Origin of the sequence: Pseudomonas sp. LS-2, assembly GCF_003605735.1 — a bacterium.
GTDB lineage: Bacteria > Pseudomonadota > Gammaproteobacteria > Pseudomonadales > Pseudomonadaceae > Aquipseudomonas.
Map to the genome: position 1 here is coordinate 425,896 of NZ_QXTJ01000039.1, position 13,597 is coordinate 439,492.

Annotated in this window: 12 protein-coding genes; 4 read left to right on the forward strand and 8 right to left on the reverse strand. The window is 59.2% G+C overall.

Annotated features, from left to right (window positions below; translation table 11 throughout):
* Positions 1-41: 41 nt before the first annotated feature.
* Positions 42-1,271, forward strand: a complete 1,230-nt coding sequence (serA, locus tag D3M70_RS23140; protein ID WP_120127944.1) for a phosphoglycerate dehydrogenase — start codon at positions 42-44, stop codon at positions 1,269-1,271.
* A 66-nt stretch (positions 1,272-1,337) separates the two neighbouring features.
* On the opposite strand, the gene D3M70_RS23145 is transcribed toward serA, so the two are convergent.
* Positions 1,338-1,718, reverse strand: a complete 381-nt coding sequence (locus tag D3M70_RS23145; RefSeq protein WP_375233032.1) for a DUF4399 domain-containing protein — start codon at positions 1,716-1,718, stop codon at positions 1,338-1,340.
* A gap of 225 nt (positions 1,719-1,943) precedes the next feature.
* The gene (locus D3M70_RS23150; protein WP_165869882.1) at positions 1,944-2,582 is read right to left on the reverse strand and encodes a 2OG-Fe(II) oxygenase; all 639 of its coding nucleotides are present in this window, start codon (positions 2,580-2,582) and stop codon (positions 1,944-1,946) included.
* Positions 2,583-2,777: 195 nt separating this feature from the next.
* Here D3M70_RS23150 and D3M70_RS23155 point away from each other — a divergent pair, with 195 nt between their 5' ends.
* Positions 2,778-3,518 carry a DUF2059 domain-containing protein gene (locus D3M70_RS23155; protein ID WP_120127947.1) on the forward strand — a complete coding sequence of 247 codons (741 nt, stop codon included), beginning with the start codon at positions 2,778-2,780 and terminating at the stop codon, positions 3,516-3,518.
* Between the two features lie 108 nt (positions 3,519-3,626).
* On the opposite strand, the gene D3M70_RS23160 is transcribed toward D3M70_RS23155, so the two are convergent.
* Positions 3,627-4,568 (reverse strand): alpha/beta hydrolase, encoded by a 942-nt coding sequence (locus D3M70_RS23160; protein ID WP_120127948.1) that lies wholly within the window; start codon positions 4,566-4,568, stop codon positions 3,627-3,629.
* 108 nt (positions 4,569-4,676) lie between these two features.
* On the opposite strand from D3M70_RS23160, the gene D3M70_RS23165 reads away from it, so the two are divergent.
* Both D3M70_RS23165 and D3M70_RS23170 read left to right on the forward strand, forming a co-directional pair.
* Positions 4,677-5,264, forward strand: coding sequence for a DUF6436 domain-containing protein (locus D3M70_RS23165; RefSeq protein ID WP_120127949.1), 588 nt, complete (start codon positions 4,677-4,679; stop codon positions 5,262-5,264).
* A gap of 154 nt (positions 5,265-5,418) precedes the next feature.
* Entirely contained in the window at positions 5,419-7,818 is a 2,400-nt protein-coding gene (locus tag D3M70_RS23170; protein WP_120127950.1) for a penicillin acylase family protein, read from the forward strand.
* 236 nt (positions 7,819-8,054) lie between these two features.
* Here the strand turns inward: D3M70_RS23170 and D3M70_RS23175 are convergent, their stop codons facing one another.
* From D3M70_RS23175 to D3M70_RS23195, 5 genes are all read right to left on the reverse strand, one after another.
* On the reverse strand, positions 8,055-8,945 hold the full coding sequence (locus D3M70_RS23175) for an ABC transporter permease subunit (RefSeq protein WP_120127951.1): 891 nt from the start codon (positions 8,943-8,945) through the stop codon (positions 8,055-8,057).
* Entirely contained in the window at positions 8,942-9,862 is a 921-nt protein-coding gene (locus D3M70_RS23180) for an ABC transporter permease subunit (RefSeq protein ID WP_120127952.1), read from the reverse strand. Before D3M70_RS23180 ends, D3M70_RS23175 begins: the two co-directional genes overlap by 4 nt.
* Complete coding sequence (potA, locus tag D3M70_RS23185; protein WP_120127953.1) at positions 9,859-11,001, reverse strand: polyamine ABC transporter ATP-binding protein; 1,143 nt, start codon at positions 10,999-11,001, stop codon at positions 9,859-9,861. The genes D3M70_RS23180 and potA overlap by 4 nt, the downstream gene beginning before the upstream one ends.
* A 55-nt stretch (positions 11,002-11,056) precedes the next feature.
* Positions 11,057-12,151: a polyamine ABC transporter substrate-binding protein gene (locus D3M70_RS23190; protein ID WP_120127954.1), complete on the reverse strand. Its 1,095-nt coding sequence runs from the start codon at positions 12,149-12,151 to the stop codon at positions 11,057-11,059.
* Positions 12,152-12,424: 273 nt separating this feature from the next.
* The gene (locus tag D3M70_RS23195; protein ID WP_120127955.1) at positions 12,425-13,522 is read right to left on the reverse strand and encodes a polyamine ABC transporter substrate-binding protein; all 1,098 of its coding nucleotides are present in this window, start codon (positions 13,520-13,522) and stop codon (positions 12,425-12,427) included.
* Positions 13,523-13,597: the final 75 nt, after the last annotated feature.

Consider the following 13,597-nt stretch of genomic DNA (forward strand, 5'->3'; position numbering starts at 1 on the left):
TCCATTCCCTGCCATTTTTTCCGGGACACAGGTTTACGCAGATGAGCAAGACTTCCCTCGACAAGAGCAAGATCAAGTTCCTTCTTCTCGAAGGCGTCCACCAATCCGCAGTCGACGTGCTCAAAGCCGCCGGTTATACCAGCATCGAGTACCACACCAAGTCTCTGCCGGAAGCCGAGCTGAAGGAAAAGATCGCCGACGCTCACTTCATCGGCATTCGCTCCCGTACCCAACTGACTGAAGAGATGTTCGACTGCGCCAAGAAACTGGTCGCAGTGGGCTGCTTCTGCATCGGGACCAACCAGGTCGACCTCAACGCCGCTCGCGAGCGCGGTATCGCCGTATTCAACGCCCCCTACTCCAACACCCGTTCGGTGGCGGAGCTGGTACTGGCCGAGGCGATCCTGCTGCTGCGCGGCATCCCGGAAAAGAACGCTTCCTGCCATCGCGGCGGCTGGATCAAGAGCGCTGCCAACTCGTTTGAAATCCGCGGCAAGAAGCTGGGCATCATCGGCTACGGCTCGATCGGTACTCAACTGTCGGTTCTGGCTGAAAGCCTGGGGATGCAGGTGTTCTTCTACGACCCGCTGACCAAGCTGCCACTGGGTAACGCGACTCAAGTCACCAGCCTGAACGAACTGCTGGGCCTGGCCGACATCGTCTCTCTGCACGTACCCGAGCTGCCATCGACGCAGTGGATGATCGGCGAGAAGGAAATCCGTGCCATGAAGAAAGGCGCGATCCTGATCAACGCCGCTCGCGGTACCGTGGTCGAGCTCAACGCGCTGGCCGACGCGATCAAGGACAAGCACCTGATCGGCGCTGCAATCGACGTGTTCCCGGTCGAGCCGCGCTCCAATGACGACGAGTTCGAAAGCCCGCTGCGTGGTCTGGACAACGTGATCCTGACCCCGCACATCGGTGGTTCGACTGCCGAAGCTCAGGCCAACATCGGTCTGGAAGTGGCGGAAAAACTCGTCAAGTACAGCGACAACGGCACGTCGGTGTCCTCGGTCAACTTCCCGGAAGTGGCCCTGCCGGCTCACCCAGGCAAGCACCGCCTGCTGCACATCCACGAAAACATTCCGGGCGTGCTCAGCGAAATCAACAAGGTGTTCGCCGAAAACGGCATCAACATCTCCGGTCAGTTCCTGCAGACCAACGAGAAAGTCGGTTACGTGGTCATCGACGTCGACGCCGAGTACTCGGACCTGGCGCAAGAGAAGCTGCAACAGATCAAAGGCACCATTCGTAGCCGCGTTCTGTTCTAAGCCGCTTTATCAGGGCCAAATAAAAAGGAGACCTTCGGGTCTCCTTTTTTTGTGCCTGGATTGTGGTCACTTCACTGTAATGGTGATCTTCTGCGACTCTACGACCGGGTTCAGCGGCACGTGGTTCTTGTCGCCCACCAGCAGCTGCAAGGTGTGCTGGCCCGGGGCGAGGGTCAGTTCGGTTTCGGTCTGGCCCTTGCCGAAGTGACGGATGTTGTCGGTCGTCGGCAGCGGCGCGTTCATGTCAGGCTGATCCTTCACGTCGATCAGCAAGTGGTGATGGCCGGTGTCCGGCACGTCAACGCCTGCGGGCGCAACACCCATACCCTTGAGGCCAAACTGGACCTTGAATGTGCCGTTGACCGTGGCGCCGTCCTTCGGCGAGATGATGTAGACCTCAGCACCGGCAGGCGACGGCGTGCGCGGCACGTCCGCCGCTTGCACCATAAATGTCGAGCCAAGCAGCAGGCCAGCCAGGGCAGTTCTTGCGAATAGGGTCTTCATGATCTCTCCAGTTCCTGGTTTTTTAGACGCGCAGACTCGGACCATGACGCGACGGATCGGCTCATGCCCCTCGGACAAACGCTCTAGCACGGCATTTACCTTAGTCCGATCCGGGCCGGGAAGCGTCGAGAGAGTGGCTTTATGTAGAAGATTTCATCTTGCAGGCAATCAAAGCTCGAACGGTTCACTGCCACGGCGCCGAAACCAGCCCGTCAAGGACAGGCGATCACGGGTCGCTGGCAGAACCTCATGAGGCATGTCGCCGGACAGGAACACCACCAGAGATCCGCCGTTAGGTTGCACGTCGTATTGCGCGCCATCCTTGAGGAACATGCGCAACTGGCCGCCGTGCTCCGGTAGCCAGTCGTCATTGAGGTAGATCACCGCCGAGACCATCCGCTTGTCGTCGTCGCGAAAACGGTCTACATGCTTGCGGTAGAACGCGCCTGGCGGGTAAAGGGCGAAGTGGCTCTCGAAATCCTCAAGCCCCAGAAACAATCCACGATTGAGCGCCTGGCGCAGGCTGTCCATCAATTCCATGTAACGATCGCAGGGCTCGGCCTGTCCTGGCTCCAGCCACTGGATATGATCGCCGCGAATTCCCTCGCGAACTTCCTGCGCAGGTCCGCGCCCGACCGCCGCAGGGGCAAGCTCACCTTCGGCTGCACGTTTGCGGCACTCGAGCGCCAGTTCACCGGTCAGACTTTCCGGGAGGAAAATATCCTGCTGTGACCAGCCACGATCGGCCAGGTCATCGACGATTCGTAACAGCAGAGGGTGATCGGAGGATATGCGCATGGCGCGCATAGTATCCATACGCCGATCAATCCAACAGAGCCCGTGGTCTGCCGACCAAAGTTTATTTTTTCGGGTTTAAAAAGGGACATTCGTTTTATACGAAATGTCGCCGAACCCATGGATTTTAGTGGGGTCTGGCATTTGTTGTCTCGACAAATCCCCGCCGCCCCGCCGAGAATAGCGGCCTGCCGACAGGAGTCTCTAATGCGCCGTCTGTTTTTCCTGATGTTGATGTTCTGCACCATGCCCGCCTGGGCAGACGGCCACGACCAGTTGTACAAGGTCACCGGCTGGCCGGAACAACGCGCGCATTTCAACGACGCCCTCAAAGCTGCGCAGCAGCGTTACAAGAACAGCCTGCCGCCTGCGGTGTTCGACGCTCTGGTCAACAACAGCAATCAGCGTTTCGCCCCCCAAGCCATGGATCAGCGCGCCGAGCAGAAGCTGCGTCAGACGTTGCAGGACCCGAACCCTGCGCTGCAGTTCTTCCAGTCGCCACTGGGCCGCAAGATCGTCAACGCCGAACTGACCGCCACCCGCCCCGATCAACTGGCCAAGAACGCGCAGGGCTTGCCTAAGATCCAGGCCAGCGACAATCGCCTGCTGACCATCGGCCATCTGGTCAACGCCCTGCCCGCCAAGGAGGCTGGCGCGGAGGTCAGCCTTGCCATCGCAGGCGTTGCCGCCGACAGCTTGAGCTCGATGATTCCAGGGTTGATGGGCGGCGGCACGACCCAAGCGATGCTCGATGGCCAGCGTCAGCGCCTGATGGGGCAGATCAGCAACGACATGAGCAACACGCTGTTGTATGTCTACCGGGACTTGTCTGACTCGGAGCTGGAAGAGTTTTCCACCTTTGCCGAGTCCGCCGAAGGCCAGGCTTATTATCAGGCGGCGCTGGCAGCGATTCGCGCGGGCTTGGCGGTTGGGCAAAATCTGAAATAAGGCTCGCCCCCCTTGATCGAACCACACACCCTCCTGTAGCAGTCCGGCTTGCCGGCGGTGGCAATTGCAAGGACGCCACCGCCGGCAAGCCGGACTGCACAGGAAAAATCACCCCATCCGCTGCGTCAGAAACCTGAAAAACCGTTCGCGCAACTCCGGCAATTCATTGGCCAGGTGATGCCGCGCCTCGTGCAGCATGAGGATCCGCGGCTGATTGAACTTCTCGTTGAGCACCGCCAGATTGTGGCTCCAGTCCACTGTCATGTCGGACTCGCCTTGCACGATCAATGGACTGCGGCGGCTGTGAGGCGCGCTCTCGATACGCTCGATCCACTTTGCCAACGCCCCGACCCAAGCGGTGGGCAAGCGTCTAGGCTGCAACGGATCGGCCATCAGAAATGGCAGAAACGCAGGTGCATTTGAGTTTTCGCTGAAGCGCCTGTCGGTGCCTTTGACGAAGGATCGCAAGAGGTAATAACTGACTTTCGACCAAGTCCAGCCCCGAGGCCGCACCAGCGGCGCAAGCAGAATGGATTGCCCCTGAGCCGGGCTCTCATCCCCATGATTGAGCAGGTGGTCGATGACAATGGCGCCACCGGTACTCTGCCCGCACAAATGCCAGGGTTTGGGCAACTGCAGAATCTCGGCCTCAACGAATAACCGGTTGAGCACCGCCTGATATTCAGCGAAGTCGGTAATGCTAGCCCGCAAGCCACTGGACAGGCCGTGCCCTGGCAGGTCGCAGGAAATCACCGCGAACCCGAGTTCCAGCGCCCACTCGATGACATGCCGGTACAAGCCCATGTGATCGTAAAAACCGTGGACCAATACCAGCGTCGCCACCGGCTGCTCGGGGGTCCATAACTGAGTGACAATTTCATAACCGCCCACCTCGAATCGGCCCAGACGGCTGCTGACCAGACCCTCGCGGCCCAGGCCCGCCAGATTGTAAAAGCGCTGGTAAGCCTGCCCTTCTTCGGACAAAGCAAGCCGGGCATTCAGAGGTTGCAGTGCGGCACGCAGGCGGTCGGGGTCGAACGTGTTGGACATCGGTATTCCAGATCAGGCAAACAGGAATCAAAAGGTGACCACTGCCGGTGAGTTTCTTCTGTCCTCTCAGGCGTGGCAAGCTACGTCACCCCAATCGAAGCCACCCCCATGACCGCTCAGCCTCGAACTCGACGTCGCACGTTCATCATTACGCTGACGGTGTTCATCTGCGCGGCCGGACTATGGGCAGGCTATCAGTGGTTTGAGGGACGATACGTCCGTGCGTTCAGTGACAAGACCGCGCTGTTCGCGGGCGATGCGCTGAGCCTGCCGCCACAGCTTTCGGGGCCTGGGCGTATTCGCGTGGTGCATTTCTGGGATCCCGCCTGCCCTTGCAACGTCGGCAATCAGCAACACCTGACCGAGCTGGTTGAGCACTTCTCGGGTGCCAACGGTGTGGATTTCTACGCGGTGCAGAAACCAGGCAGCCACAGCCAGTTGCCCGATACGTTGAGTGCCATCCAGCCTCTGAGCGGTCTGCCCGGCGCCGACCGGATCACCTCCAGTCCGGCGGTCGCGATCTGGGACCGTCAGGGCAAACTTGCGTATTTCGGGCCCTACAGCGAGGGGCTGGTGTGCAACTCGAAAAACAGCTTCATCGAGCCCATTGTGCTGGCGCTTAAAAGCAATCGCCCCGTCAGCGCCACACACACCATGGCAGTGGGGTGTTATTGCTCGTGGCAGCACGCTGACTGACACGGGGAGCGTCGCTGCGGGGGCAAATTCATCGCAAAAAGACTGCGCCGCTACAGGCGATACGGCGCGTTTCCCGTCTTGCAGCCCGTCTACCCAGTCACGCGACAAATCTGTAGCCTTCCTCGCTTCTCGATCATCTTTTGAGCCCCTCTGGATGAAACGCAGTCTTTCTTTCGTCGCGCTGGTCCTCCTCCTGATCATGGTCAGCGGCGCCTGGTATATCCACAGCAAACAACCCGTGCGCGACGGCGAGATCGCGCTGACTCACCTGCATGCCCCGGTCAGCGTGCGTTATGACGAGCGCGGCGTACCCCACATCAAGGCCGAGAATCAGGACGACCTGTATCGCGCTTTCGGCTATGTGCACGCTCAGGACCGGCTATTCCAGATGGAAATCCTGCGCAGGCTGGCGCGGGGCGAACTGGCTGAAATCCTCGGGCCGAAACTGGTCACGACCGACAAGCTGTTTCGCAGCCTGCGGATTCGCGAGCATGCGGATCAATACGTTGCCCGCCAGGACAAGAACACCCCAGCCTGGAAAGCCCTGCAAGCCTATCTGGACGGTGTGAACCAGTACCAGGCCACTCACCCCAGACCTGTCGAGTTCGACGTACTGGGCATCGAAAAGCGGCCCTTCACGGCTGAGGACACCTTGAGCATTGGCGGTTATCTGGCCTACAGCTTCGCCGCCGCGTTTCGCACCGAACCTCTGCTGACGTATATACGCGACCAACTCGGACCGGATTACCTGAAAGTCTTCGACCTTGACTGGCAACCGCAGGGCGCATTGGGGCAAGCACCCACCCTGAGCAGCAAGGACTGGAAAGGCCTGAGCGATCTGGCATTGCTCAGTCAGCAGGCGCTGGAAGATGCAGGCCTTCCGCAGTTCGAGGGCAGCAATGCGTGGGCGGTCTCCGGTAGCCGCACGCAAAGCGGCAAACCCTTGCTGGCAGGCGATCCGCATATTCGTTTTTCGGTGCCTGCAGTCTGGTACGAGGCGCAGTTGTCTGCACCAGGCTTTGAGCTGTACGGCCACTTTCAGGGGCTGAATCCGTTCGCCCTGCTCGGCCATAACATGGACTTCGGCTGGAGCCTGACCATGTTCCAGAACGATGACGTGGATCTGGTCGCGGAGAAGGTGAACCCTGAGAACCCAAACCAGGTGTGGTACCACGGCGCTTGGGTCGACATGACTTCGCGTCCCGAGCAAATCAAGGTCAAAGGCGAATCACCGATCACGTTCACCTTGCGTCAATCCCCACATGGCCCGATCGTCAATGACGTGCTGAGCGCCAGCGGCATTCAGGATCACGCCGATACACCGGTTGCGATGTGGTGGTCGTTCCTTGAATCAGAGAACCCGATCCTGCAAGGCTTCTACGAAGCCAACCGCGCCGACACGCTGGACAAGATGCGCAGCGCTGCCGAGAAGATCCAGTCCCCCGGCCTGAACGTGGTCTATGCGAACGCCAAGGGCGATATCGGCTGGTGGGCGGCGGCGCAATTGCCCAAGCGTCCGGTCGGGGTGAACCCGGCGTTCATTCTCGATGGCAGCAGCGAACAGGCGGACAAGACCGGCTTCTATCCGTTCAGCGCCAACCCGCAGGAAGAGAACCCGGCACGCGGCTTCATTGTCTCCGCTAACTTTCAGCCGGTTTCACCCACCGGTATGGAGATTCCCGGTTACTACAACCTTGCCGAACGTGGGCGCCAGTTGAACAGGCAACTGAGCGACGACAGCGTGAAATGGAACCTTGAAAACAGCCAGGCGCTGCAACTGGGCACGCAGACTGACTATGCCGCGCAGATCCTCAAGCCGCTGATTCCCGTGTTGCGTCGGGTGATCAGCGATCCGGAGGAGCACGATCTGATCGAGCGCCTGGCCGCCTGGAAAGGTGACTATGCGGTGGATTCGGTGGGCGCGACGCTATTCAACCAGTTCGTCTACAACCTCAGCGACCGAACGTTCCGGGACGAGCTGGGTGATGGCCTGTTCGCCACGTTGTTGTCGACGCGGGTCATCGACATGGCCTTGCCGCGTCTGGCTGCCGATGTGAACTCGCCATGGTGGAACAACCGCCATTCACCGGAGCCGGAGAGCCGCGATAACACCGTGAAGATGGCCTGGCACGCAACGGTCTCGCACCTCAAATCGCTCTATGGGCTGAATCCTGATGAATGGGTCTGGGGTAAGGCCCATACGCTGACCCATGAGCACCCGCTGGGGCGTCAGCCACCGCTCGACATGCTGTTCAATATCGGCCCGTTCGCCGCGCCAGGTACCCATGAAGTGCCCAACAACCTCTCGGCGAATATCGGCAACGCGCCGTGGCCTGTGACCTATGGACCATCGACACGCCGCCTGATCGACTTCGCCGACCCGGCGCACGCGCTGGGTATCAACCCGGTCGGGCAAAGTGGGGTGTTGTTCGACAAGCACTACGCCGATCAGGCCAAAGCCTACGTCAGTGGGCAATACATGCCGGAGCGGTTCAGCGAGGGGGATGTGGCGGGGAACAGCAAGGACGTATTGAGGTTGGTGCCGGCTCACTGACACTGCGGCTCATCGCTTTTGATTCTGGCCGCAGGCCGTGGGAGCGCGACTTGTCCGCGATCTGCCGGGAACCGGCAGTAAAACCAGGCATCTTGTCGTGGCATAAGCACCGCATCCGCAGGGTAGACTGCCGGTTCCCGGCAGATCGTCGGCAAGCCGCACTCCCACGCCCTCCGGGCAGAAACAAACGATCTCGCTCATGAATCATGGGCGCGACCATTGGTGTTATCAGGACATCAAACCGGCTCGACCACCTGAGCACGACGCACATCCGGCTGTTTCCAGCCCTCCGCCGCCGCTTCCTCGATCGCTTGCTGAATCGCGCGCTTGCGGTTGTTTTCAGCGCGGCGGCTGAAGAACCACACCAAGAAGGTCGCAATCGATACCGCCAGCAGAATCAGACTGGCAATCGCGTTGATCTCAGGCTTAACGCCCAGACGCACCGCCGAGAACACTTCCATCGGCAGGGTCGTAGAACCCGGACCGGAAACGAAACTCGCCAGTACCAGGTCATCCAGCGACAGCGCAAACGACATCATCGCGCCCGCTGCCAGCGACGGCGCGATCATCGGGATGGTGATCAGGAAGAACACCTTCCACGGCCGCGCACCCAGGTCCATGGCCGCTTCTTCGATAGACATGTCCAGCTCACGCAGACGCGCCGACACCACCACCGCCACATACGCCGCGCAGAACGTGGTGTGCGCGATCCAGATGGTGACGATGCCGCGCTCCTGCGGCCAGCCGATCAGTTGCGCCATCGCCACGAACAGCAGCAACAGCGACAGACCGGTGATCACCTCAGGCATGACCAGAGGCGCGGTGACCAAGCCACCAAAGAACGTCTTGCCCTTGAAGCGGGTGATGCGCGTCAGTACGAACGCCGCCATGGTCCCCAGCGCAACAGCGGCGACCGAGGTGTAGAGGGCGATTTCCAGCGAACGCATCACGGCGCTCATCAGTTGGGTGTTGTCGAGCAGGCCGACGTACCACTTCACCGACCAGCCGCCCCAGACCGTCACCAGCTTGGAGGCGTTGAACGAGTAGATCACCAGAATGACCATGGGCGCATAGATGAAGATCAGGCCCAGTACCAACATCAGGTTCGAGAATCGGAAGCCTCTCATGCCTTGCCCTCCAGTTCTTTAGCCTGGCTACGGTTGAACAGAATGATCGGCACGATGAGGATCAACAGCATCACTACCGCCAGCGAAGACGCCACCGGCCAGTCGCGGTTGTTGAAGAACTCTTGCCACAGGACTTTACCGATCATCAGCGTCTCGGGGCCGCCCAGCAATTCAGGGATGACGAACTCGCCCACCACCGGAATGAACACCAGCATGCAACCGGCGATGATGCCGTTCTTGGACAGCGGCACGGTGATCTTCCAGAAGCTGTTGAAGGTGCTCGAACCCAGATCCGAAGCCGCTTCCAGCAGACTCTGGTCGTGTTTCACCAGGTTGGCGTACAGCGGCAGGATCATGAACGGCAGGTACGAATAGACCACGCCGATGTACACCGCAAGGTTAGTGTTGAGGATTTGCAAAGGCTCGCTGATGACGCCCAGCCACATCAGGAAGGCGTTGAGTAGACCGTTGTTGCTGAGAATGCCCATCCACGCGTAAACCCGGATCAGGATCGCGGTCCAGGTGGGCATCATGATCAGCAGCAACAGCACCGTCTGCATTTCCTTGCGGGCGATGGAGATGCCGTAGGCCATCGGATAGCCGATCAACAGGCACAGCAGGGTGCTGAAGAAGGCCATCTTCAACGAACCCAGGTACGCCGAGATATACAGATCGTCGCCGGTCAGCAACGCGTAGTTGGCGAAGTTGAGCACGATGTCGAGCTTCTGCTCGGCGTAGGAGAAGATTTCGGTGTACGGCGGAATCGCGACGTCGGCTTCAGCGAAGCTGATCTTGATGACGATTAGAAACGGCAGCGCGAAGAACAGGAACAGCCACAGGAACGGAACTCCGATGACAGCTTGACGGCCATTGGGCGTTATTCGATTAAGGGCTCGTTTTATTTTTCGAATTTTCATGACCGCAGTACCACGCCGCTGTCGTCTTCCCACCAGACGAACACTTCGTCATCCCAGGTTGGCCGTGCGCCACGGCGTTCGGCGTTGGCGACGAACGACTGAACCAGCTTGCCGCAGGCCAGTTGCACGTAGAACACCGAGTGACCGCCCAGATAGGCGATGTCGTGGACCTTGCCGCGCGACCAGTTGTATTCGTAGGTCGGCTGCTCGGTGGTGATGAGCAGTTTTTCCGGGCGAATGGCGTAGGTGATGTGCTTGTCCTCCACCGAGGTGCTGACGCCGTGGCCGACGTAGATGTTGCGCTCAAGCTCGGGGCTGCGGATCAGCGCGTGGCCTTCCATGTCCTCGATGACTTCGCCGTCGAACAGGTTGACGTTGCCGATGAATTCACAGACCAGGCGGCTGGTCGGCGTTTCATAGATGTCCACCGGACTGCCGATCTGGGCGATCCAGCCCAGGTGCATGATCGCGATGCGCTGGGCCATGGTCATGGCCTCTTCCTGGTCATGGGTCACCATCACGCAGGTCACGCCGACGCGCTCGATGATTTCCACCAGTTCCAGCTGCATCTGCGAACGCAGCTTCTTGTCCAGTGCGCCCATCGGTTCGTCGAGCAGCAGCAGCTTGGGCTTCTTGGCGAGCGAGCGGGCCAGGGCCACACGCTGACGCTGTCCGCCGGACAGTTGGTGCGGCTTGCGCTTGGCGTACTGGGTCATTTGCACCAGCTTGAGCATCTCGCCCACGCGGGCGTCGATCTCGGCCCTGGGCAGCTTGTCCTGTTGCAGCCCGAAGGCGATGTTCTGCGCCACGGTCATGTGCGGGAACAGCGCGTAGGACTGGAACATCATGTTGATCGGACGCTCGTAAGGCGGCATGTCAGTGATGTCGACGCCGTCGAGAAAAATTCGCCCCTCGGTCGGTCTCTCGAAGCCGGCCAGCATGCGCAGAAGCGTGGACTTCCCTGAGCCTGAACCGCCAAGCAAGGCGAAGATTTCGCCTTTGTTGATCTGCAGAGACACATCGTCCACAGCAACCGTCTCATCGAACTTCTTCGTGACCCGATCGATTTTGACCAGCACCTGTTTAGGTTGCTGACCACCCTCAAGGGCTTTTTTGTAGGCGCCGGAGGCAACTGCCATGGGTGAAACTCCCAACTGTTTTTGCGCCCGGCCAATACGGCCGGGCGCCAGGTCTTTATTTACCGGTTTTGATCTTGGTCCAGCTGCGCGTCATCACACGCTGAATTTTCGGTGGCAACTCGGAGTTGACGTACAGGCGCTCCTGCACTTCTTTCGAGGGGTAAACCGATTCGTCGTTGCGAATGTCCTGATCCATCAGCTCGCCCGACGCCGGGTTCGGGTTGGCGTAGCCCACTTCATCGCTGACCTTGGCGATCACGTCCGGCTTGAGGATGTAGTTGATGAATGCGTGAGCGGCTTTTACGTCAGGTGCGTCAGCCGGAATCGCCAGCATGTCGAACCACAGGTTGCCGCCCTCTTTCGGGATCGAGTAGGCGATGTTCACGCCTTTGCCGGCTTCTTCGGCGCGAGCCTTGGCCTGAAACACGTCGCCGGAGAAACCGGCCGCGATGCAGATGTCGCCATTGGCGAGATCCGTGATGTATTTCGACGAGTTGAAGTAGGTCACGTACGGGCGGACTTTGAGCAACTTGGCTTCGGCGGCCTTGTAGTCTTTCTCGTCGGTGCTGTTGGGGTTCAGGCCCATGTAATTCAGCACCGCCGGCATCATTTCGTCCGCCGAGTCGAGGAAGGCGACGCCACACTTCTGCAGCTTCTTGATGTTCTCGGGTTCGAACAGCACGGCCCACGAATCGATCGTGTCGACACCCAGCACTTGTTTGATCTTGTCGACGTTGTAACCAATGCCGTTGGTGCCCCACAGATAAGGGACAGCATACTGGTTGCCTGGATCGTTCTTCTCCAGACGCTTCATCAGTTCGGGATCGAGGTTGGAATAGTTGGGGAGTTGCGACTTGTCGAGTTTCTGGAACGCACCGGCCTTGATCTGTTTGCCAAGGAAGTGGTTGGACGGCACGACCACGTCATACCCGGTGTGACCGGCCAGCAGCTTGCCTTCCAGCGTTTCGTTGGAGTCGAAGACGTCGTACTTGGTCTTGATCCCTGTGGTGGACGTGAAGTCCTCCAGCGTCGTGGTGCCGATGTAATCGGACCAGTTATAAATGCGGACGGTGGAGTCCGCGTAAGCACCGGCGGCGAGCGTCAGGCCGGCGCCCAGCAGCAAGCCTTTGGAAAATAAAGAAATAGACACGTTTGCAGTCCTTTTTCAGTAGGTGGGCCTGTTGCCCGTGCCGACGACAGTAACCACTGCCTGTGACAAATCCGGCGCGCAACTTACCTTCGATAAACCCTTCTCGCAAAAATAATTTTCGTTATTGCTGCCCCGACACTCCAGGCTGTAGGAGCGCGCTTGCCCGCGATTGCGGTGTGTCAGCGACAGATCTGGCACATGCAGATCGCAATCGCGGGCAAGCGCGCTCCTACAGAGGTACTGCGCGTGCTGTCGAGACAGCACGCTACAGGCTTACTTGCCCGACTTGATGTTGGTCCAGCTGCGGGTCATGAGGCGCTGAGTCGCTGCCGGCAAGTCGGCAATCGCGTACAACTTGGCCAGAACGTCTGCTGGCGGATAAACGCCTGGATCAGAGGTGATGTCCTTGTCGACGAACTCGGTCGCGGCCTTGTTACCGTTCGGGAAGTGAACGGCGTTGGTGATTTCGGCCATGACTTTAGGCTGCAGCAGGAAGTTCATGAACTTGTAGGCGCCTTCGACGTTTTCTGCGTCTTTCGGAATGGCGACCATGTCGTAGAAACTGCCAGCACCTTCTTTCGGAATGTTGTAGCTGACCTTGACCTTGCCGCCCGCTTCTTCAGCACGCGCCTTGGCCTGGTACACGTCACCCGAGTAACCCACGGCTACGCAGATGTTGCCGTTGGCCAGGTCCGAGATGTACTTGGAAGAGTGGAAGTAGGTGACCGAAGGACGGATCTTCTTGAACAGGTCTTCGGCTTTCTGGATGTCTTCTTTCTTCTGGCTGTCGGTTGGCAGACCCAGGTAATGCAGCGCGACTGGCAGCATTTCAGTTGGCGAATCGAGGAAGCTCACGCCACAGGCTTTCAGCTTGGCAGCGTTTTCGGGCTTGAACAGCAGGTCCCAGGAATTGACCGGCGCATCGGCACCCAGTGCAGCCTTGACCTTGTCCGGGTTGAAACCGATTCCGATCGAACCCCACATGTATGGGAAGGCGTGTTTGTTGTCCGGGTCGCTGATCGACACGGCTTTCAACAAGGCAGGGTCCAGGTTTTTGTAGTCAGGCAGCTTGGACTTGTCCAGCTCCTGATAAACACCGGCCTTGATCTGTTTGGCCAGGAAGTTGTTCGACGGGACGACGATGTCGTAGCCGGACTTGCCAGCCAGCAATTTGGCTTCCAGGGTCTCGTTGCTGTCGAAGACGTCGTACACCACTTTGATGCCCGATTCTTTTTCGAAATCGGCAATGGTGTTAGGTGCGATGTAATCGGACCAATTGTAGACGTGCAAAACTTTGTCATCGGCGTGAGCTGCTGCGGCCACTGCGCCCATGAGGGACATGGCGAGGAGGGTTTTGCCAAATTTCTTCATTCGTACAGCTCCAATGTTTTATGTTAGCGGCGACTAAAACAACCGTTAGTCTGGCAATTTCCTGGGCGGGCTTAC

What these genes read in the sequence shown, in the direction of transcription:
- serA (WP_120127944.1), top strand. Translation starts at nt 42, where the DNA reads ATGAGCAAGACTTCCCTCGACAAGAGCAAGATCAAGTTCCTTCTTCTC.
- D3M70_RS23145 (WP_375233032.1), bottom strand. Translation starts at nt 1,718, where the DNA reads ATGGTGCAAGCGGCGGACGTGCCGCGCACGCCGTCGCCTGCCGGTGCT.
- D3M70_RS23150 (WP_165869882.1), bottom strand. Translation starts at nt 2,582, where the DNA reads ATGCGCGCCATGCGCATATCCTCCGATCACCCTCTGCTGTTACGAATC.
- D3M70_RS23155 (WP_120127947.1), top strand. Translation starts at nt 2,778, where the DNA reads ATGCGCCGTCTGTTTTTCCTGATGTTGATGTTCTGCACCATGCCCGCC.
- D3M70_RS23160 (WP_120127948.1), bottom strand. Translation starts at nt 4,568, where the DNA reads ATGTCCAACACGTTCGACCCCGACCGCCTGCGTGCCGCACTGCAACCT.
- D3M70_RS23165 (WP_120127949.1), top strand. Translation starts at nt 4,677, where the DNA reads ATGACCGCTCAGCCTCGAACTCGACGTCGCACGTTCATCATTACGCTG.
- D3M70_RS23170 (WP_120127950.1), top strand. Translation starts at nt 5,419, where the DNA reads ATGAAACGCAGTCTTTCTTTCGTCGCGCTGGTCCTCCTCCTGATCATG.
- D3M70_RS23175 (WP_120127951.1), bottom strand. Translation starts at nt 8,945, where the DNA reads ATGAGAGGCTTCCGATTCTCGAACCTGATGTTGGTACTGGGCCTGATC.
- D3M70_RS23180 (WP_120127952.1), bottom strand. Translation starts at nt 9,862, where the DNA reads ATGAAAATTCGAAAAATAAAACGAGCCCTTAATCGAATAACGCCCAAT.
- potA (WP_120127953.1), bottom strand. Translation starts at nt 11,001, where the DNA reads ATGGCAGTTGCCTCCGGCGCCTACAAAAAAGCCCTTGAGGGTGGTCAG.
- D3M70_RS23195 (WP_120127955.1), bottom strand. Translation starts at nt 13,522, where the DNA reads ATGAAGAAATTTGGCAAAACCCTCCTCGCCATGTCCCTCATGGGCGCA.